We start from the raw sequence: 21,208 nt of genomic DNA on the forward strand, positions 1-21,208 counted from the left end.
GTATAATCAAGGGGTGCTGTGGCTCAGCACCCCTTTCCAAATTAATAATCTTCGTGCAGGAGTAGTAACCGATGAGTGACGGCAAAAAAGTCCGCGTGGCCATCATTGGCGTTGGCAACTGCGCCTCATCCCTGGTGCAGGGGGTTTATTTTTATCGCAACGCGGCGGATACCGACCGCATTCCCGGGCTGATGCACGTCAACCTGGGGGGCTATCATATCCGCGACATCGAATTCTCGGCGGCCTTCGACGTGGTGGATACAAAGGTAGGCAAAGACCTCTCGGAAGCCATCTTCGCCTACCCGAATAACACCTACAAGTTTGCCGATGTGCCCCACCTTAACGTGCCGGTTTACCGCGGCATGACCCACGATGGATTGGGCAAATACCTCAGCCAGATCGTGCGCAAAGCGCCCGGCCCGACCGCCGATATCGTCAAAATCCTCAAGGATACCGGCACCGACGTCGTGGTCAATTACCTCCCCGTGGGCTCGGAAATGGCGACCAAGTGGTACGTGGAGCAGGTGCTGGATGCCGGCTGTGGTTTCGTGAATGCCATCCCGGTCTTCATCGCCAGTTCCGAATACTGGTCCAAGCGCTTCGTGGATCAGAACCTGCCCATTATCGGCGATGATATCAAGAGCCAGGTGGGGGCTACGATCTTGCACCGCGTGCTCACCAGCCTCTTCGTGGATCGCGGCGTACGCCTGGATCGCACGTATCAACTCAACTTCGGCGGGAACACCGATTTCCTGAACATGCTGGAGCGCGAGCGCCTGGAATCGAAGAAGATCTCCAAGACCGGCGCGGTAACCAGCATGCTGCCCTACACCCTGCCGGAGGAGAACATCCACGTCGGGCCAAGCGATTACGTGCCCTGGCTGACCGACCGCAAATGGTGCTACATCCGCATGGAAGGTACCACCTTCGGTGAGGTGCCGCTCAATCTGGAAGCCAAACTGGAAGTGTGGGATTCGCCCAACTCCGCCGGGGTGGTCATTGACGCCATTCGCTGCGTCAAACTGGCGCTGGATCGCGGCATCGGCGGCCCGCTTTACGGCCCGGCCGCTTACTTCATGAAGACCCCGCCCAAGCAGTTCAAGGATGAAATCGCGCGCGAGATGACCGAAGCCTTCATCCGCGGCGAGAAGGTCTAAGTTCTTCCTGGGCATCCTGTAACGACGATGAAAGGCCTCTCCTTTCTGGGTCCTGGGCACAGGCGCTACGGTTGGGGGGTGCTCCTGCTGGTCATCAGCCTGGGGCTGAGCGCCTGTGCCACGGCCTGGGGGGCAACGCCGTGGGTGACGCCCACCGCCTTGGCGCCGCCAACGGCCAGCGCTACGGCCGCCCACGGTTCGGTCCTGCCCACACCCTCTCTCCCGCCTACTTTGGCCCCTACCCCCTCTTTTTCTCCCACCGCCCGTCCTACCTCATCCCCGCCGCCGCTCTTCCAGACCCGCCAGTTGCTCAGCGGGGTTATCCCCCAGAGCTATCTCGACCCCTGCACCTACCTGCGCCTGCGCTGGACGCCCGGCAACGCCGCGCCGGGCACGATCGTGGTGCCCTTTATGTACCACAGCGTGCGCCAGAGCGGTCGCCCCATCCGCGACAACATCACCGTCAGCGCCGATTACCTGGCGCAAAGCCTCAACCATGCCCACGACCTGGGCTTTCAGACCATCACCATGGCCGAATTGGCCGCTTTCTTGCACCATAACGCCTACATCCCGCCGCGTTCCCTGCTGATCATTGTGGACGATCGCTCGCAGGGCACCGTGCGCAACCATTTTCTACCTCTGCTCGAAAAATACGATTGGACGTTGACCATGGCCTACATCACCGGCGTGGGAAATGACCGCGAATGGCAAGAGATCCGTGACCTGGTCGCCACCGGGCGGGTGGATGTGCAGGCGCACGGCTTCCTGCACAATGCTGAAACCTACTTCACCGAGACCACCCCGGAAGACATCCTGCATCAGGAAATCGAGGGCCCGATCACGGCGCTGGAAACCCACCTGGGCACCCGCCCCCGCGCCTTCATCTGGCCCGGCGGCAACTTCACCGCCCGCGCCATTCAGATTGCCCGTCAGGCTGGCTACGACCTGGGCTTTACGGCCTACGCCCGCGGCCCGCTGATGTTCAACTGGGTTCCCCTGGGTGAGCCGGAGCAAGCCATGCACGACCCGTTGATGGTCTTGCCCCGCTATTGGGGCACCACCGCCTACGTCAACCTGGATGCGGCGGTCGCCATTGCCGAGGCCGCGCAGGCTTTTGCCGCCGCTCAACGCGAGCAGGAACTGGCTTGGTACCGCCAGAACTGCTCGGCTGAGGATCCTTTGCCTGTGGAGTGAGCGCCATGACCGATGCCTGGATGGACGGATGTCCCTTCTGCCGAATTGTGCGCGGTGAGACCGACACCCGTATCCTGTATCAGGACGACCTGGTCACCGCCTTCCCGGATATCCGCCCGATTGCGCCCTATCACTTCCTGATCGTGCCTAACGTGCACCTGGAGTCGGTCAACGAGGTTGAACCGGCGCATGAAGCGGCGCTGGGGCGGATGTTCAGCGTGGCGCGCCGCCTGGCCGAAGACTACCACGTTACCCACAGCGGTTACCGCCTGATCGTCAACACCGGCCCGCACGCCGGGCAATCGGTGTTCCATCTGCACATGCACTTCATCGCCGGGCGGCACATGCCGTTCCGCGCCTGAAAGAGATCGGGCATGCGGCGAAAGGGTGTCTGGATCACGTTACTGTGGGGGCTGGGCCTGCTCTTGCTGGCCTGCGTGCGCTATGCCGACCGCGCTCCGGCCTGGGTGCCGGCGGGTTCGACCTCGGTTCCTGTTTCTGCCGCGGCAACGCTCACCCCGCCCCTGCCCTTTCAACCCCCCACCCGCCCGCCGGGAGCGCCGATCTACACCCCCACCCCCGACCCCCCGCGTGTGCTTCCGACCCTGCGCGTCGAGGAAGAGACCTACACCGTGCAGTCCGGCGACACCCTGGGACAAATTGCCGCCCGCTACGGCCTTGCCTTGGAGGCCCTGATCACGGCTAACCAGATCACCAACCCCGACCTGCTCTACCCGGGGCAGGTGCTGGTCATCCCCGCCCCCACCCCCGCCGGTAGCGCGCCGGCCTTCAAGATCATCCCCGATTCGGAACTGGTTTACGGCCCGGCTACGGTAGGCTTTGACGTGGCGGCCTGGATTGCCGCGCAAGGGGGTTACCTGGCGACCTATCAGGAAACCCTGGGCGAGGTGACGCTGAGCGGGGCGGAGATCGTGAGCGAGATTGCGCGCAATTTCTCGGTCAACCCGCGCTTGTTACTGGCCGTGCTGGAGCATCAGAGCGGTTGGGTGACGCAGGCCCAACCCGATCCGGCCTGGCTGGATTACCCCCTGCGCTACGTGGACACCCGCCGCAAAGGGCTGTATCGCCAGTTAGCCTGGGCTGCCAACAACCTCAACCGCGGTTATTACCTGTGGCGGGTGAATGGGCTGGGACACTTTTTGCTGGCGGATGGCAGTATCGTGCCGGCAGCCAACACGATCAACGCCGGCACGGCTGGGGTGCAGTATCTGTTCGGCCTGCTCTACGGGCGGGCCGAGTGGGAAGCGGCGGTGGGTGAGAACGGCCTGTTCGCCACCTACGCGCGCTTCTTCGGCTACCCCTTCGATTGGGCAATTGAACCGCTGCTCCCACCCGCCCTGACCCAACCGCCTCTGCACCTGCCCTTCGAGCCGGGAGTGACCTGGTCGTTCACCGGCGGGCCGCACGGGGGCTACGGGGATGGTTCGGCTTGGGCAGCATTGGATTTTGCCCCCTCGGATGGCCAGTACGGCTGCCGTGAGAGCGATGCCTGGGTCACCGCTGCCGCGGATGGGTTGGTGGTGCGTTCCGAGCCGGCGGTGGTGGTGCTTGATCTGGACGGTGATGGTTACGAGCAAACCGGCTGGAGCCTGTTCTACCTGCACCTTGCCACGGCTGACCGCGTGGCCGCGGGGGTGCAGCTCAAAGCCGGCGACCGCATCGGCCACCCCTCGTGCGAGGGCGGGGTGTCCAGCGGTACACATGTGCACATCGCCCGCCGCTACAACGGCGAGTGGATCCCTGCCGATGGCCCGCTCCCCTTCAACCTGGATGGTTGGATTTCGCAGGGGAAGGGGGTAGAATATGAAGGAACGTTGGTGCGTGATGGTGTGGTCCTGGAAGCCTCAGAACGGCGCAGCCCCCAGAATCAAATCCAGCGCTAGGCCGCTGGGGGTTTTGGCTATCCTGATGGTCTGGTTGGTGAGCGCGCTGGCCTGCGGGGGACAGGCCTACTTCAGCGCGGCCGAATTGACCGCCACCGCAGCCTGGCACAGCAGTGCCGGTGGCGGCAGTGAGATCACGCCACCCGGGCCGGTGCTCCCCACCCCGGGCCAGGGCGAGCAAACCGACCCCACCATGCCGCCGACAGCGCTTCCCCCCACCCCCACGGGCACCCTCAGCCCTACCCCGACCGAAGTCGGCACCCCGCGCCCGCCTATCCTCTATCATGCCCAGGCCGGGGATACCGTGCCGGCGCTGGCAGTGCGCTACGGCGTCGCGCCGGACGAGATCACCTCACCCGATCCACTTGACCCAACCGGGTTGATCACGCCGGGGCAGTTGCTGGTCATCCCCAATCGCCTCGACGGCCTAGGGCCGGATCAGCCCCTGCTGCCCGATAGCGAGGTGGTGTACTCCCCCTCGGCGTTGGGGTTCGATCTGGAGGCTTACATTAAATCCGCCGGGGGGTACCTGGCGGCTTACCGCGAATACCTCACCGACCGCACCTACACCGGCGCCGGGGTGATCGAGCGGGTGGCGATTGAAAATTCGGTTAACCCGCGCCTGTTGCTGGCGCTGGTGGAATATCAGAGCGGTTGGGTCTACGGACAGCCCGATTCTCCGGCAAAAGTGGATTACCCGCTGGGATGGGTAGCCCTGGAGCGGAAGGGGCTTTACAAACAACTCACTTGGGCGGTGCAGAATCTGTTTATCGGCTACTACCGCTGGCGCGAGGGCCGTCTGACCACCCTGACCTTCAAAGATGGCAGTACGTTGCGCCTGGCGCCCAACCTGAACGCCGGCTCGGTGGCATTGCAGTACCTCTTCGCCCAACTTTACCCTTATCCACGCTGGGCCGAGGTGCTCTACGGAGAACAGTCCTTCCCGGCGCTGTACGAGCGCATGTTCGGCAGTCCATGGCTGCGCGCCCAGACGGTGGAGCCACTGATCCCGCCGGGCACCACTCAGCCCGATTTCATCCTGCCCTTCCTGCCCGGGCACACCTGGGCGTTCACCGGCGGGCCGCATTCAGCCTGGGGCCCCGATAGCGCCCTGGCTGCGCTCGATTTTGCCCCCTCTTCCACCCAGAGCGGCTGTTCTCCCTCTGAGGAATGGGCGACCGCCGTCGCCGCAGGGCTGGTGGTGCGCTCGGAGAAGGGGGTGGTCGTGCTCGACCTGGACGGCGACGGGCACGAGCAAACCGGCTGGGTCGTGTTATACTTGCACGTTGCCAGCGAGGGCCGCCCCCCGGTCGGCACCTGGCTGGAACAGGGCGATCTGGTCGGGCACCCGTCCTGCGAGGGCGGCTCGGCCACCGGTACCCACATCCACATTGCGCGCAAGTACAACGGCGAATGGGTGCTGGCCGATGGCCCCCTGCCGTTCATTTTGGACGGTTGGCAAGCCCAAGCCGGCCGTGCCCCCTACCAGGGCCGCCTGGTGCGAGGCGATGAGGTCGTGGAAGCCTGTACCTGCGCGTCATTTGAAACCCATATTACCCGCCGCACCCCCTGAGCGTCCTGGGCGCGGCGAGGGATCCACCGAATTATGTACCGATTTCGCCTTCTGAGCGTGATTCTATTGATCGGCGCGGTGGTGGCGTGTGCGCCACAGCCGATGCCGTCCCCCCTGCTCGACCTGGCCGCCACCCGCCGTGCGGCCGCGACGCCTACCCCGGCGACGACTGCTACAGCGTTCCCTACCCGCCCGCCCTACCCGCCCGGCACCCTGGTGGACTACACCGCCCAAACCGGCGATACCCTGCCGGCGTTGGCAGCGCGCTTCAACACCACCGAGGCCGAGATTCGCACCGCCAACCCCATCCTGCCCGAGCGCGTCACCACCCTGCCGCCGGGCTTGCCGCTGAAAATTCCCATCTACTACCGCCCGCTGTGGGGAAACCCCTACCAGATTTTACCGGACAGCCTCTTCATCAACGGGCCGGCCCAGCAAGGGTTTGACGTGGTTGCCTTCGTAGATGCCCAACCCGGCTGGTTCAAGTCCTACACCGCGTATCTGGGCGGCCAGAACCGCCGCGGGGGGGAGATCATCGCCCATATCGCCAAGAATTTCAGCCTCAGCCCGCGCTTGCTGTTGGCTCTGCTGGAGTATCACACCGGCGCGCTCACCCAGCCCGAGATGCCGGCCGACCTGGGGCCGTATCCCCTGGGCTACGCCGACCGCAATTACCCGGGACTGGGCCAGCAACTGACCTGGGCGGCCAATACCCTCAACAACGGCTACTACGCCTGGCGCAGCGGCTATTTGATCAGCATCGAACTGCCGGACGGGCGGGAGGAAACGATTGACCCCTGGCAGAACGCGGCCAGCGCGGCGCTACACTATTACTTCTCGCGCCTGCTCGGCGGCACGGATTACGATCGCGCTATCGGCCCGCAGGGGCTGGCGGCAACCTACCGCGCCCTCTTCGGCGATCCCTGGCAGGACGTGCAACCCCACCTGCCTGGCAGTCTGGAGCAGCCGGCACTGCGTTTCCCCTTTGCGCCGGGCAAGCGCTGGTCATTCACCGGTGGCCCGCATACGGCATGGGGCAGTGGTGAACCGCTGGCGGCGCTGGATTTTGCCCCGCCGGCAGTGGTGGGGGGCTGCCAGCCCAGCGAAGAATGGGCAACGGCCGTGGCCGACGGTGTGATTGCGCGAGTGGACACGGCCAGCCTGGTGCTCGACCTGGACGGGGATGGCGATGAGCGCACTGGCTGGACGATCTACTACCTGCACCTGGCGCAGGCCAGTTTGCCCGCCGTGGGCACGGTGCTCAAGGCGGGAGACCCGATCGGGGTGCCCTCATGCGAAGGGGGCACGGCAACCGGCACGCACGTGCACATCGCCCGCCGCTACAACGGCGAGTGGATCCCTGCCGATGGCCCGCTGGCATTCAACCTGGAAGGCTGGGTGGCCGTCAACGGCGCAGCGCCCTATGAGGGCTACCTGGTGCAGCGCGGCCAGCGCATCCGCGCTTGCCTCTGTTCCGACCGCGCCAGCCAGGTGGAATCACGGCCGTGAGATTTCTTCCGCCTGCTGCCAGTAGGTTTCAAACAGCGAGCGGTCGGTGGTGGAGAGGGTGTATTCGCTGAGGCGGATGTGCTTGCCGTAGGCCGCGTCGAACGGCGGCATGTTGACCGCCCGCCCTACGCTGTAAAAGAAGCGGTCGTGTGGCATGTCGCGCCGCCCCAGCAAGCGGAATTCCAACCACACCCCTTTATGGGCCAGTGCGGCGCGGGTGGTGGCGTATTTCTCTGGTGTAATCTGCGGCGGGTGCGGATCACGCGGCTGGGTCTGCTCGCGCGCCGTCAGCAGGCGGACCGAACGCACGCGCGGCGCCCCTTCCTGGAAGACATCCAACAGCAGATCAAAGACGCGGTCGTTGAAATAGGGATCCATCCAATCTATGTAATCCTGACAACTGGTCAGGAAGCGGCGCAGGGTTGCCCGCGTGGTCTCGGGGTCGCTGGGATCGGTGCGCAGGCCGACAATCTCGAATGGCGTGTGCGCCTCCAATAACGCTGCGGGATCGCGGTGTACCCGCCCGCGCTGGTGCACATAATCGGCGAGTTTGCGGAAGGGATGTGCCTCAGGGAGCGCGCGGGCGCAGAACTCGTAATCGCCGATCACAAACAGCGCCAGGCGGGCACGTGTGACGGCAACATTGAGCAGGTTCTCGGTGTTGTGCAGCCAATTCAGCGTGCCTTCTTCTATCCCCGGGCCGATCACGGTGGAAAAGAGGATAATGTCCTTCTCATCCCCCTGAAACGTATGCGCCGTGCCCACCGTGATCGCGCCATCCAGGGTTTGCAAGTAGTTTTGCAGGTGATCGGCTTGCAAGCGGAAGGGCGTTACCACCCCCAGGCTGATGTCGCGCTCCAGGCCCCGGGTTTGCAAGCGTTCCCGGATTCGGGCAATGAGTTGGAACACCGCCTCGCTTTCGGTCGGATTGCCCCAACTGCTCCCCCGGTGCATCAGATCGCCCGCCGGCACATCCAGCCAGTACACCCCGCCCCAGCGAACTATAAACTCGGGATCGCGGTAGCGCCGCCGCAAGTCGGTTTTGATCTGCAGCCGTTCTTGGTAGAAATTCTGGTTGGAGAAGGTGATGATGCGTTCATCTGAGCGATAGTGTTCGTTGAGCAGGATCACCCCCGGCTGGGTGCCGATACTGCGCTCGGCCAGGTCATAGAGCGATTGTTTGAGATAATTGTAGGTGCTGAGATCAATGCCGATTTTTTGGGCCAGGTCCTGATGAACGTTGGCTTGAATGGTGGCCACATGGCGCAATTGCTGCGGATCGCCGATGATGGCGATGCGTTTGGCGCGGAAAAGCAGGGGCAAGGCCGAGGCAATATCGCATTGCGAGGCCTCGTCAATAACCACCAAGTCAAAAAGCGCGCCTTCCAGGGGAATGCTCTGCCGCGCACTCAGGTTCGTGGTTGCCCAGATGGGGAAGACGCGCTGAGCGGCCTCAAAGTGGCTATGCACTATGGCCCTCAACTCGCGCCGATTGATTTCGAAGGGTTGGAGATCCGGATCGTTCAACGTCTCCAGAGCGGTTACGTACTGGCTAACCTGCTTGATCACCTCATTAGGCAGGTCGCACACCTGTTTGAGCCACACCGCGCGTAAAACCTGCTGGCTGAGGGTAAACAAGCGCTCTTGCGTCGCGCTCAGGCGCTGAATGATGTGCTCTTCCTCACCCAGTTGTTCCAGTTTGGCCTGATCATCGCGGCACAGGGACTCGACATCCCAGGCGCGCAGAAAATTCAACCAATCCTGCACGGCTTGCACGGCGTCTTGGGGGTGTTCAAACCCATCAAAACGCCACAGCCGGGACACAGCGCAGGCGGGGGATGCGGCCAGTTGTTTCAACGCCACCAGCCCGCGCCGATTGCGCCCGATGAGGTCGTTCAATTGTTCCGCCAGGCGTGTTAACCCGGCGTGTAACTGGTCCAACGTTGCCAGCGCGGCAGTCAGCTCCTGCTTCAGCGGCGTGGGATCAAACCGCAGGCCGGTGGGCTGAAGGGGATCGAACACGCCTGCGAGGTCAGCCAGCAGCGCTTCGCCGGCGGCGGGCAACGCAGCGCGATAGTGTTCAGTCTCGGCCTGGGCGGCAGCAAGCGCCGCTTGCGTCTGGTGGATCTGTTGGGTCAGGCGCGCCAGGTGGGCCCAGGTGAGCGCATCTTCAGCCCAGGTGCGCAGGTCATCCGGGGTGAGGGTGGGCAGGGCCGCGGTGAGCGCGGGGAGGGGCAGCGGCGCCAGCACCTGGGCTAACGCCCGTCCGGCGCGTTTGATCAGCCCGTTGCCGCTCAAGCGGTTCACCAGACGCCACCACCACGGCATGCGCCCTTCCACAGCATCGGTCGCCAGGGTGAGGGTCGCCGCCGCCGTCGTTTCGATGCGCTGGATCACCTCTGCAGGGAGGGACTCCAGGCGCGCCGGGGTTTCATCGTCGCCGATGTGGTGCAACCGTGACCACGCCTTTTGTTGCTCTTGCTGAAGGTCGTTCAAGGTGCGGGTGAGGGCTGAGATTTGCCCCTCAGCCTCAATGCGCCCGATCAGGTTCAGCCAATGCTGGACGAGCGTCCGTTCCTGGGCAAGGGGTTCCGGAGTGGGCGCCAGGTCTAACCAGGCAGTGCTTTCCCCGTGATATTGGCGCGCTGCATGGAGGGCGGCGACCAGGGGGTGCTGGGGGATGGGGCTTTCCTCGGGTGGGGTGAACTCTAACCGCACCGCCAGGTGGGATTTCAGGGTTTGCTGCTGCTCGGCCAGGCGCAGCGCCGTGATGAGCAGGTCGCTCAGTTCGCGTTCCAGGTCTTCGGCATCCCGGCGGGGCAGGCGCGGGAGCGGCTGGGCGGGGTCAAAAAGGGCTTGCAGGTCGGGGGGCAGTCGCCGCAGATATAACGCGCGCTCTTCGCGGTACGAAGCCAGACGGCCCTTCAGGTCGCGCACCGTCTTGAGGTTTTCTTCATCGGCGCGCATGTCATCCAGAGCGGCGCGGCAGGCGACCCAGGTAGCATCCACCTCATCCTTGAGCCGCGGTGGAGACTGAGTAGCGGTGGTCCCGATCTCGTTCAGCGCCTGCCGCATGCGTTGAACCGCTTCGCGCAGGTACTGGCGGTTACCCACGCGCACCGCGCCGGGAAATTTCAGCGTCTCGGTCAGGCGGTTCATCACCACGTTCACCGCCTGGTTGTTGCGGCTGGCAAAGAGCACCCGCTCACCCCGCAGGAAGGCATCCACCAGCAGGTTGAGCACCAGTTGGGACTTGCCGGTGCCGGGCGGGCCGGTTACCACCAGCACCGGCTCGCTTCGCGCGGCATGCAGCGCCTGGATCTGGTTGGGATACAGCGGGGTGACGAAGAGGTCATCCTGGTGCGGGGCATCGTCAGCGGCGAGGGTATGGGCAGGCACTGAATTCAACAGGAGGCGCAGGGCTTCTGGGATCTTAGCCCATTCCCCGGTCTTAGCCAGGTCGGAGAGTTCCAAGAGCAGGTTGATCGTCGCGCTGGAATCGGAAACCGCGAACAGGCTCAAGCCGCGGTAAATCGTACCGGCGATGATCTCGGTATCCACTTGCGGTGGCTCAAAATCGAGCAGTTCGGCGATTTTATTCAGCACAGCCTGTTCGACGGCGTCATAATCCCCGCCCAGAGGTTCGAGTTCGGCCAGGAAGGCTTCGATCTCTTCCTCGCTCAACCCCATTTCTTTGAGCGCGGCGTAACTGACTTCAAGGGATTCGGGGCTCAGCAGATAGAACGGGCGAGAGGCTACGATCGAATCCTTTTCCACGATCCGTTCCTTACGTTCGACCGAGAGCGGCACGTAGAGCAGGGGCACAATCTTGTTGTGATCCAGAACCAGGAAGTGCTGTCCTAAGCAGAGTTGGCGGCGGTTCTGCACTTTCTCGTTGATAAACTGCACATAGGGCAGTTGACCTTGAGGCTCATCCCCCTGACGACCTCCTAAAAACGCTAACTGGGGTACTTCCCAGGCTTTGCGCCCATGATAGACCTCAAGCCACTCATGGCGTTCGTCAGTGGGCAGGGGAACGATATTGTCGTGATTTTCGATCACAAACTGCTGCAGGTTTTCACGCACCAGGCAGTTACGCAGGTAGGTCACCAGCGCTCCCCAGGATTCGGGTGAGGTGATGGCGTTTACCTGCGGCGCCGGGGTGGGGGAGTCAGCGGCGGTCGTTTTGCGCGCCACCCGCAAGGGACGAGCGGTGCTGCCGTAAGTGCGGGTCGTTTCCATCGCGGCGGGGGATTTTGCCGATGGGGGTGAGTCTTTCGAGTTCGGGGACATCACGAACTGCCCCCCATCTTCGCGGCAGGCTAAAATGTTGTTGATATTAAAGGTCAGGGTGCTATCGGTATTTAGTAAACGGGCTTCAAACAGCCATTGATTTTTCCACTTCAAGGGCTGGATCTCGTGCTCGCGCACCTCACCCATGCGGTTGCGGTAGCGGATGGTCAGGGTGAGGTTATTCTGAATGGCGCGGTTGATCAAGGCTCGGTAGTCGGGCATAGAGAAACGGCTCCTGAGGGTTAGGATGAATCACGCCAGGTCGCGGCCAATTGCTCAGCCAGGGCGGTGAGAGTTGGGGATAAGCCCGGGTGGGGGTGGGCGCCCAATGGTTGGACGGCGGTCAGCCCCCAACGGGCGCCGCCGATACCGCCGACCAGGATCGGGCAGTAGTTGGCACTGCCGGCAAAGCGCACCGCAGCGGTCATGGCGGTGGAAAAATCCGCCTCGCGCTCCAAAAAGTACAGCGCCGCCCGCAAGACCTCGGGGGCAAACCCGCCGCGCGAGAGGCGCAGTGGATCGTGGTGGTGGTACAACGCATCCTGGGTTTCGGGGCGGCGTCCGGTGGCAGCCCATGCCAGCGCGTCTTCCCAGGGCATATCACGGATGAGGGCACGGCAAAGCCGAACAACCGCAGCGGCCACATCTCCGGCCAGAGGGTGGGCATGCGTCAGGCGGGCTTCAACCTGGGCGGCTTCAGCCAAAGCCTCATCGGGCAGGAAGGCAGCCAGCGCCAACGGCGCGCTGCGGTGGGCCGGGTTGACCCCCGCCGTCTTACCGCCCGCCTGGCGATCCACAACCTGCACCGCGGCTTCCAACGCCCAGCCCTGGCTCAGGCGCGAAAAAACACCCGCGGCAGTCGGGCCGGTATCAAACCCCTCGCGCTGCCACCACGCCAGGTAGCGCGCCAGCAGGTCGGCGGGGTCAAAGGCGCGGCAGGCGACCAGGCTCTCGGCCACGATGCACGCCATGCGCACCGGCCCGCCGATGCGATCGCCGTAAGCCAAGCCCCACAGCACCCCTTTGACCCGCTCTTGCGCCTCGCTCACGCCATCAGTTCCTCCCTAAGCCGTGCTGCGAATTCTGGCGGTGCTAAGGCGCCGGGGGCTGCCGCTTCCACTGCGGCCAGGGCCACTGGCGCAGGCTCTCGATATGCTGGTGCGCGGTCAGGTCTAACTGAATCGGGGTAATCGAAACATAATTTTGGGCCAGGGCGCCGATATCGGTGCCCTCTTCGGCCACGCCGCCCGGCGCATCGCCGCCGATCCAGTAGTAGGGGCGGCCACGCGGGTCCTCGCGGCGGATCAACTCGTCGTGGTAGATGCGCAGGCCCTGGCGGGTGATCTGCAGGCCGCGGAGTTCGTCCAGGGGCGCGTAGGGAATATTCACGTTCAACAAGACGTTGGGGGGCAAGCCATGGGTCAACACCTGCTCGGCCACCAGGGTGGCAATGTGGGCCGCCGTGGAATAATCCAGACGGTCGAGGTGGTTGCTTTCTTTGGAATCCAGCGAGAAGGCAATCGAGGGAATGCCCCAGATGGTGCCCTCCATGGCGGCGGTGACGGTGCCGGAGTAGGTCACATCATGGCCCACATTGGCGTAGGGGTTGATGCCCGAGACGACCAGGTCAATCTTGGTGGGGATGAGGCCGAGCACGGCCAAGGCGACGCAGTCCGAAGGCGCGCCATCGCTGGCCAGGGCGGGGGTGCCATCCGCCAGGGTAACCTCTTTGACCCGCAGAGGACGGTGCAGGGTTTTGACGTGCCCCGATGCCGACCAGTTGTGATCGGGGGCGAGCACGGTGACCTGCCCGAAGCGGCGCATGGCTTGCGCCAATGCCAGCAGACCCGGCGCAGTTACGCCATCATCATTGGTGACCAGGATATGTGTCATTGATCCATCTCCCTCTGGGAAGAATTATACCCGCAGAGGCAGGGGTATGACCTGACAATTTACTAACACCTTCCGGGACGGCATCCAACGCCAGAGGCTCATGGCCCGGTGGGCCGAATCGCCGCGAGGGTTGTTGAGGCTGTGTTCGCCATCACACCCCTGCCACACGGGGGCGCCAGGGGTGCGGTGGAAGGCATTGATGGGTTGGTCACAAGCGTGGCTACCCTCAGCAACGCGATCGCGTTCCCCCGGCCCGCGACCCCCAGGGCGGGTGATGGTCATGCTTTTACCCCGGAGAGCGAAACTACTCCGGCGGGTGGCGCAGCGGGAGTTGGCGCTGGGCGAAGCGGCTCTGCCACCAATCCGAGATCACGGTGTGAGCAGCTTGGAGCAGGTTGATGCGCGGGCCGCGCACGGGGATCTCCAGTTCGCGCTTATCGCACACGGTGCTCAGGTTAGCCTGATCCACCTCGGCCTTGAGCGCGCGCAGGGCCTGGCGGCGCGCCTCGCCCTCGGGCGTGGTGGCGACAATGCGGTCAATCTCGGCCATCAGTTGGCGCGCGCGGCGAATGCGGGCGTCGGTGGCGGCGGCCTGGGCCGGCTCGATCAGCCCGAAGGCCCCTTTAAGGTCGTTCAGGCGCAATCCGGCCTCGTAGGTGGCATCCACAATCTGATCGCGATTCATCCAAATCGTCTCATAGTTCAACACGTACTTCCAGGAGGGCGCCAGCAGGCGCCGGCGATGCTCTTCCAGCGTGCGGGCGAAGAGGCGGTAGCCGTGTTTTTCGGGTTGCTCGAAAGCCTGGCTGCCGGGGTCGAGGAAGGGCGCCAGCGGGGAGATGAAGGGGATCAGGCGCGGGCCGTAGTGAGGGGTGAAGCGCTCCAGCAGATCGCGCGCATAAGCCACCGTCGCCATCACCGAATCGTAGGTCTGTTCCTTCAACCCGACCATGAAGAAGATATCCAGGCGCTGGCAGCCGGCGGCCAGGGCGGCTTCCATGCTGGCTTCGATCTCGGCGTTGGAGTAGGGGCGGCCAAAGGCGCGCCGCACGCGCTCATCGTGCGATTCGAGCGAGATTTCCACGGTAAAGTTGGGCAGGGCGCGCGCCACCTGCTGGAAAAATTCGGCCGGGGCGGCATCGAAGAGTTCAATGAAGACCGGTTTATCGTAGCCGGCAATGGCGTCCAGGAAGCGGCGGGCATAGTCCTCGCCGGGCTGGCGGATATCGCCGAGGATGAAGACCGGCCCACGGCTGTATTCGCCGATGCGACGGATATCCTGGGCCAGTTTTTGCGGCGAGCGGAAGGCCGGGCGGGTACGCCCGTGAATCTGGCGAAAGGCGCAAGCCGAGCCGCCGCAGGTGACGCAATTGTAGCGGCAGCCACGCACCGAAAGCGCCGCGGTGATGGGATAGCGCAGCCAGTTGCGGAATGGCTTGTAGGAGGCCAGGTCGCGGTAGCGCACCACCGAACGCAGGACGTGGGTGTAATCCAGCAGCAGGTCGTCCAGCGTATCCGGAGAATAGGTCAGGGGATTGACGTGCACCTCGCCCTCGGCATCCTTCCACACCAGGTTGGGGATGGCTTCCAGGGCGCGCGCGGCGGCACCGGTGGCGGCGGGGTGCAGGTCGCCCCCGGCCCGCAGGTACTGCATCAGCACAAGCAGAGGGTATTCGGTTGAATCGCCGCGCAGGATAAAATCCACCGCCGGGTAGGTGATCAGTTCGCGGTGAAAATACGAGGATGAGAAGCCGCCGAAAATCACCGCGCGGTGCGGGTGCAAGCGCTTGACGATGTGGGCGACCTCGATGGCGCCATGGGCATGGGGGAGCCAGTGCAAATCAATCCCGAACGCCAGCGCATCCAGGTGTTTAAGGTAGGTTTCGGGGTCAAAAGCGGGGTCATCCAGCATGCGCACGGCCAGGTTGAGGATGCGCGTGCGCAACCCATGGCGTTCAAGATACTCGGCCATCGTCGTAAACCCAATCGGGTACATTTCGAAAACCGGGGTGGAGGGCACCAGATCACTGACCGGGCCGAAGAGGATGGCCTCGCGGCGGAAGTCATAGACACTGGGAGCGTGCAGGAAAATCAGATCAGGGGTTGCCATGGTTAAACTCGCTCCAGGTCGAACGGACTGCGTTCCCCCAACGGGCGGGGAAACGGCGCAATACGCGTTCGATTATATCACGCCAACGAGATATTCCCCGAGGAATTGTGCTTAATTTCACAATGCGAGGGGTAAAGAATTAGAAGGGCGACGCCATCAACGCACGTCGGCTGGCGCAGGGGGATATTGCATGAGCAACCCCCGAGGCGGTTGTGCCGTTGTCGGGGCTGGTAGGCCTCCGCCCCGCAGGCGGTAGTCGCCTGTATCGGTGGAATGAGAGAATGAGCGCCCCGGCAGGAGGCCCGGATGGTTATCAGTATCCACTAACGGATCGAAGTGACTGCAACTCCTCTACATCTTGGAGCAAATGTGGAATGCCCTCATAGTTTCAGTATCCACTAACGGATCGAAGTGACTGCAACGGAGGTCACAATGACTGAATTCCTATCTTCCGTTGCGTTTCAGTATCCACTAACGGATCGAAGTGACTGCAACAGCAATGCACGTAAAGCAATACCGATATCCAAAGCCTGTTTCAGTACCCACTAACGGATCGAAGTGACTGCAACAGCAATGCACGTAAAGCAATACCGATATCCAAAGCCTGTTTCAGTATCCACTAACGGATCGAAGTGACTGCAACCTACAAGATCGAGGGCAATGCAACCCTTCTTGGTGAGTTTCAGTATCCACTAACGGATCGAAGTGACTGCAACATGATCAAAATGTGGCTGGCGCACTTGTGGCTTGTCGTTTCAGTATCCACTAACGGATCGAAGTGACTGCAACCCGTCGTCATACCAATAAACACCCGACCCTAATTGTCGTTTCAGTATCCACTAACGGATCGAAGTGACTGCAACTCTTGCGGCCGCCCCGTTTATCGCAATTACATGAACGTTTCAGTATCCACTAACGGATCGAAGTGACTGCAACGGTTTTCAGGATGATTGTATTATGGGGGTTGCCAGATGTTTCAGTATCCACTAACGGATCGAAGTGACTGCAACACAATATTATGAGGAATGGAATTGATGAAGAGTGGGTGTTTCAGTATCCACTAACGGATCGAAGTGACTGCAACTATTGTTTGGTGGTCACAGTGGTATAACGCGAGCTGGTTTCAGTATCCACTAACGGATCGAAGTGACTGCAACCACCGGTTACCATTGTCTATGCGTGGCGATATTGGTGAAGTTTCAGTATCCACTAACGGATCGAAGTGACTGCAACGGCGGGCAGTATGTTAAGTATGTAGATTTGGAGACGTTTCAGTATCCACTAACGGATCGAAGTGACTGCAACCGGTTAGCGCGTCAGAGTTCGTCCAGGAAGCCGCATGTTTCAGTATCCACTAACGGATCGAAGTGACTGCAACTTTGAAAATTTATGCCGGGGAGATTTTTAAAATCGTCCGTTTCAGTATCCACTAACGGATCGAAGTGACTGCAACGAAGTTTACTTTTGTAAACGATACCGTTTACAATGTTTCAGTATCCACTAACGGATCGAAGTGACTGCAACTTAATCTGCAACGCATGCAGCGTGACTTTCAGCGTCGTTTCAGTATCCACTAACGGATCGAAGTGACTGCAACACTCATCGCTAAATCATCTAAAAATGGTTTTACTGTTTCGTTTCAGTATCCACTAACGGATCGAAGTGACTGCAACTAAATTCACTAATACGCGAAGTAAAACCCAACACGGGTTTCAGTATCCACTAACGGATCGAAGTGACTGCAACAAGAGTGTAGCTGCATTGACAATATCTTGTGGAAGCGTTTCAGTATCCACTAACGGATCGAAGTGACTGCAACAGATGTCGAAACAGCATGGCGGGTATATCTGATCCGTTTCAGTATCCACTAACGGATCGAAGTGACTGCAACAGATCAAAGAGGCTTATGAATTACTAAGCGATCCAAACGTTTCAGTATCCACTAACGGATCGAAGTGACTGCAACGTCCATGGATCTAACGGTCTATAAAGTATCTGAAAAGTTTCAGTATCCACTAACGGATCGAAGTGACTGCAACCACCAGTGACGACCGTTCGGGCGCGGCTGCTGGAGGGTTTCAGTATCCACTAACGGATCGAAGTGACTGCAACCGGCGTGCCAATTGTTCGCACGGTCTTTGGCCCCATTGAGTTTCAGTATCCACTAACGGATCGAAGTGACTGCAACCCCGATTTTGACCTTATTATAGCCCACTTTAAATAAAAATCAAGCCTCTACGTGCGTCTGGAGGGCTGTTTTAACCCCTTCGCCGCCCCCCGCGCGGACGGCGCTTCGCAAATCGGTTTTTGCTTAAAAACAGGGGGGATTTGCGAAAAAACCTCTCTGCCTACTCCCCGGCGCAGGTCGTCAGGCGGTAAAGGCGCGCCCAATCCCCCGTCTGCACCACCGCGGCACAACGCGGCAGGAACACCCCCTCCCAAAAATCCAACGCCCGGCGTTGCCGCCCGCTCGGGTCATGCCAGACGCTGAACAGCGCACTCTCGCGATCCAGCAGGACGTGCGTCACCCCCTGCGCAGCCAATTCCTGCGCCAATACCGCCACATCCCCTGCGGCGGCCTCGGCCAGCCGCACCCCGCGGGTGTGATCGGCATCCGCCAGGCAGCGCGGTGCACAGTAATACCCCCGCCCCTCCCAGAGCAGTAGCACCCGTGCCTCTCCCGGTAACCCCGCGCGCAGCGTTTGCTGCAAGGCGAAGTCCGGCCATGGGCGTACCAGCCATTGGAGCGGGCTTTCCTGCCCCAGCCAGAGGCGCCCGGGCTGCAAGATTCGCCCCAGGGTGGTCACCTGGATCGCCAGTGTTGCGATCAGACAACCGGCCATCAGGCCCAGCCCCACAACTCGCCCCAGGCGCCGTCCGCGCTCCAGCAAAACCTCTAACCCCTCTGCCGCCAGCGGGCTCAACCCGAGAAAAACGGGATAGAGAAACCGCGTCTGTTGCGTTCCACCCCACCAGGTCAGGGTGCGCAGCAAAAGCAGGGCCACCAGTACCGCCTCCCGCCGCCCCCAGCGCCGCCGCAGCGGTGCCAGCACGGCCAGCGGCAGCAGCAAGGGGGGCACATCAGCGGTCCCCATAAACGTAGCCAGGCGTTCTCGTTGCAGGTAAAGCGCTACCGGCAGGCGCACTAGATTGAGGGGCGTTCGTTCGAGGCCAAAGTCATATAGATAGGTCGCCAGCACCTCCCAGCGCTCCCGCGGGTAGCCCACCCCACCCCAGAAGAGGGGGTAGAAGGGGTTGCCCCCCAGCACCAGGTTTTTCAGGTACCACGGCAGCGCCAGCACCAATGCCGGTAGCGCCAACCGCAGCCCCAGCCCCAACCACCGCCGTCCGCCTCCCCGCCAGGCCAGGAGGAGCAGCAACAAACCCAAAGCGGGCACAGCGGCCAGAGCAGTGTATTTACTGCCCAACGCCAGCCCCAACAGCACTCCGCTCAGGCTTACCCAGCCCGCGGGGCGTGCCGTGCTCTCCCCCCACCGCGCCAGCAGGTAAAACGCCAGCCCCTCCCAGGTGAACCAGATCAGGTCAATATACGCCCAACTGGCCAGCAGGAATAAGTAGGGCATACTGCCCAACACGACCGCCGCCAGCCAACCGGTACGCGGACCACCCCACCAGCGCCCCAGCCGCAGCGCCACCAGCACCCACAGCATGCCGAACAGCCCATGCACCAGTTTAGGGAAGAGATCACTGCCCAGGCTCAAACCAAGGAGAAAGAGCATCTCGCCGTTAGAAGGCCCGTTCGCCTGCCACACCTCCGGCAGTAGGATCAGCCGCCCCGCCGCCAGGAACTGCCGCGGCCCTTCCAGATGATACATCAGCCCGTCGTAATCCCAGGGTGGGGTCAGCGCGGTCAGGAACAGCAGCAGCCCGATCAGCCCCAGGAGCAGCGGTATCCAGCGCAGCGGGTGCAGCGAAGACGTTGCCCACTCATCGGCCCAGGCACGGCGCCAGATCGGCCACACCTGCCTCAAAAAGCGCCACCCACCGGGCAGGCCCACGAATACCAGCAGGATCAACCAGGCCCCCAGGGCTGCGCGGCTCAGCGCCCCTACCAATCCCAGGACCAGGACACCTTGCGCCGCAACCCCCATCCCCAGCGCCACCCCGATCAGCGCCTGATCCGCAGTGGGCAGCGCCTCACCGCCAAAGTACCGCAGCAAATGCCGACCCACCCCCAGGCTACTCAACCCCAGTAAGGTCAGCAGCCCCAGCCCTATCCCAGCATTGAACGCAAAGGGTATGACAGGGTTCATGATTCTGAGAAATCGAATGCCCTCTTCACCTGCCAAGCGCGGTAGAGGAGGATCAGTATCTCTAAATGGATCAGTAACATCAAAATTCCTAGCAGATCATGGGCATGACCTGGCGAGTACAGCCCATATCCGACGAAAATTATCCCGCTTAAGAGCGCCCAAATCACAAAGAGGCCCCACCAGATACCCTCCCGGGAGGGGTGACGTAAAACGAGTAACCAGGGAATACCTAATGCCAGCGCCATGTGAACGTTTCCATGGGGCATTACAATCGTTTGGGTGACCAGGGTGGCGAGAAAGAAATCCGCCCAGGTCTCCCTATCGTCTCGACCGCCCATAGCATATAAAATCTTCAGCCAGGCCAGCAGCACCACCAGCACCATCACAATCCCTATCCCCAGGCCGAGCGTTGAGTGAACACCGCGCAAAACGAGATGATCCACAGCGCTAAGCCAGGTCATTCCACTTTCTCTTAAGAGTGAGGGCCAATGGTGCACGCCTTCGACCACCCCTTTCAAGCCCTCCCATCCTCCCAGGGCTAAAGAAACCCCGCCGATCAGGAGAGACCCTCCCAGAAATCCGGCCCCAAAACGCCTGGTGCGACGCAACAACAGGGGGAAAACCAGCAGCAAAATCATCTGCGGTTTAATCCACCCCAAAGCCAGGTACCAACCTGCCCGTCCTTCGCGCCCCTGCTGGAGATTAAAAAGCGCCTCACCAATCGCTATCAGCAACAGCACGTTGACTTGCCCAAAGAGCAGATTGAGGAAATTGGCGACGCTCAGAAAAAGGGCGACCGCGGCAACCCATGCCGCCCGATCAAATGACAGGCGCTTGACCCAAAGGTAAAGGTAACCCAGGGTACCCCCGGCGTTTATACCCACCCAAAGCACGTAGGCCGGTAGTGGCGGAAGCAAGGATAAGAGCGTAAAAGGCGCCACAAAGATAGGTAGGTAAGGAATAGGAAGCGCCCAAAAAGGCATTGAAATCCCCTGCACGAAACGCGAAAAGCCTTCATAAAGAGGCTGCTGATAAACAGCCTGAAGGCGCGGATTATATACGGCGCTTAAGCCTATGTCTCGGGCAATCTGCCCACTGGCATAGAACAGGCGAAAGTCTATCCCCACATACTCGAATATTCCGCGTGCCCAGACTTGCTGCACGGTATAAATCCCATACCCCACCAGCGCCAGCAGGGCCAAGAGCAGCGTCACAGGCAGGCGATAACGCCCTAAGCCCGTCGGCAAACAGCGCAAGAAAGGCTTACCACACTGCACGCTTCACCCCAAAACGGCGGGGAT

The 21,208-nt window shown here is 61.8% G+C and carries 13 protein-coding genes and 1 CRISPR repeat array; of the genes, 6 read left to right on the forward strand and 7 right to left on the reverse strand.

The window, feature by feature from the left end; all coding sequences use genetic code 11:
• The first annotated feature begins 71 nt into the window (after nt 1–71).
• Genes QYE77_RS08885 through QYE77_RS08910 form a run of 6 tightly spaced genes read left to right on the forward strand, consistent with a single transcriptional unit; the run spans nt 72 to nt 7,337 of the window.
• Nucleotides 72–1,157, forward strand: a complete 1,086-nt coding sequence (locus tag QYE77_RS08885) for an inositol-3-phosphate synthase (protein WP_315625038.1) — start codon at nt 72–74, stop codon at nt 1,155–1,157.
• 27 nt (nt 1,158–1,184) lie between these two features.
• Nucleotides 1,185–2,351 carry a polysaccharide deacetylase family protein gene (locus QYE77_RS08890; protein ID WP_315625039.1) on the forward strand — a complete coding sequence of 389 codons (1,167 nt, stop codon included), beginning with the start codon at nt 1,185–1,187 and terminating at the stop codon, nt 2,349–2,351.
• A 5-nt stretch (nt 2,352–2,356) separates the two neighbouring features.
• The gene (locus QYE77_RS08895) at nt 2,357–2,713 is read left to right on the forward strand and encodes a histidine triad nucleotide-binding protein (RefSeq protein ID WP_315625040.1); all 357 of its coding nucleotides are present in this window, start codon (nt 2,357–2,359) and stop codon (nt 2,711–2,713) included.
• Between the two features lie 12 nt (nt 2,714–2,725).
• Complete coding sequence (locus QYE77_RS08900) at nt 2,726–4,255, forward strand: LysM peptidoglycan-binding domain-containing protein (RefSeq protein WP_315625041.1); 1,530 nt, start codon at nt 2,726–2,728, stop codon at nt 4,253–4,255.
• Nucleotides 4,176–5,828, forward strand: coding sequence for a M23 family metallopeptidase (locus QYE77_RS08905; protein ID WP_315625042.1), 1,653 nt, complete (start codon nt 4,176–4,178; stop codon nt 5,826–5,828). The genes QYE77_RS08900 and QYE77_RS08905 overlap by 80 nt, the downstream gene beginning before the upstream one ends.
• Nucleotides 5,829–5,861: 33 nt before the next feature.
• Nucleotides 5,862–7,337, forward strand: a complete 1,476-nt coding sequence (locus tag QYE77_RS08910; RefSeq protein WP_315625043.1) for a LysM peptidoglycan-binding domain-containing M23 family metallopeptidase — start codon at nt 5,862–5,864, stop codon at nt 7,335–7,337.
• Here the strand turns inward: QYE77_RS08910 and QYE77_RS08915 are convergent.
• From QYE77_RS08915 to QYE77_RS08945, 7 genes are all read right to left on the reverse strand, one after another.
• Nucleotides 7,326–11,852 (reverse strand): AAA domain-containing protein, encoded by a 4,527-nt coding sequence (locus QYE77_RS08915; RefSeq protein WP_315625044.1) that lies wholly within the window; start codon nt 11,850–11,852, stop codon nt 7,326–7,328. The genes QYE77_RS08910 and QYE77_RS08915 overlap by 12 nt on opposite strands.
• A 20-nt stretch (nt 11,853–11,872) precedes the next feature.
• Nucleotides 11,873–12,679, reverse strand: a complete 807-nt coding sequence (locus QYE77_RS08920) for an ADP-ribosylglycohydrolase family protein (protein WP_315625045.1) — start codon at nt 12,677–12,679, stop codon at nt 11,873–11,875.
• Between the two features lie 43 nt (nt 12,680–12,722).
• Complete coding sequence (gene surE / locus QYE77_RS08925; RefSeq protein ID WP_315625046.1) at nt 12,723–13,523, reverse strand: 5'/3'-nucleotidase SurE; 801 nt, start codon at nt 13,521–13,523, stop codon at nt 12,723–12,725.
• 24 nt (nt 13,524–13,547) lie between these two features.
• Entirely contained in the window at nt 13,548–13,805 is a 258-nt protein-coding gene (locus QYE77_RS08930; protein ID WP_315625047.1) for a hypothetical protein, read from the reverse strand.
• A gap of 22 nt (nt 13,806–13,827) precedes the next feature.
• A complete protein-coding gene (locus QYE77_RS08935; RefSeq protein ID WP_315625048.1) occupies nt 13,828–15,633 on the reverse strand; it encodes a TIGR04190 family B12-binding domain/radical SAM domain protein in 1,806 nt (601 codons plus the stop codon).
• A gap of 310 nt (nt 15,634–15,943) precedes the next feature.
• Nucleotides 15,944–17,821: a CRISPR direct-repeat array (repeat unit 37 nt; unit sequence GTTTCAGTATCCACTAACGGATCGAAGTGACTGCAAC).
• A gap of 160 nt (nt 17,822–17,981) precedes the next feature.
• Nucleotides 17,982–19,907: an ArnT family glycosyltransferase gene (locus QYE77_RS08940; protein WP_315625049.1), complete on the reverse strand. Its 1,926-nt coding sequence runs from the start codon at nt 19,905–19,907 to the stop codon at nt 17,982–17,984.
• The gene (locus tag QYE77_RS08945; protein ID WP_315625050.1) at nt 19,904–21,184 is read right to left on the reverse strand and encodes a glycosyltransferase family 87 protein; all 1,281 of its coding nucleotides are present in this window, start codon (nt 21,182–21,184) and stop codon (nt 19,904–19,906) included. The genes QYE77_RS08940 and QYE77_RS08945 overlap by 4 nt, the downstream gene beginning before the upstream one ends.
• Nucleotides 21,185–21,208: the final 24 nt, after the last annotated feature.

Source organism: Thermanaerothrix solaris (genome assembly GCF_032334255.1).
In the GTDB taxonomy this organism is placed as follows: Bacteria; Chloroflexota; Anaerolineae; order Anaerolineales; family Anaerolineaceae; genus Thermanaerothrix; species Thermanaerothrix solaris.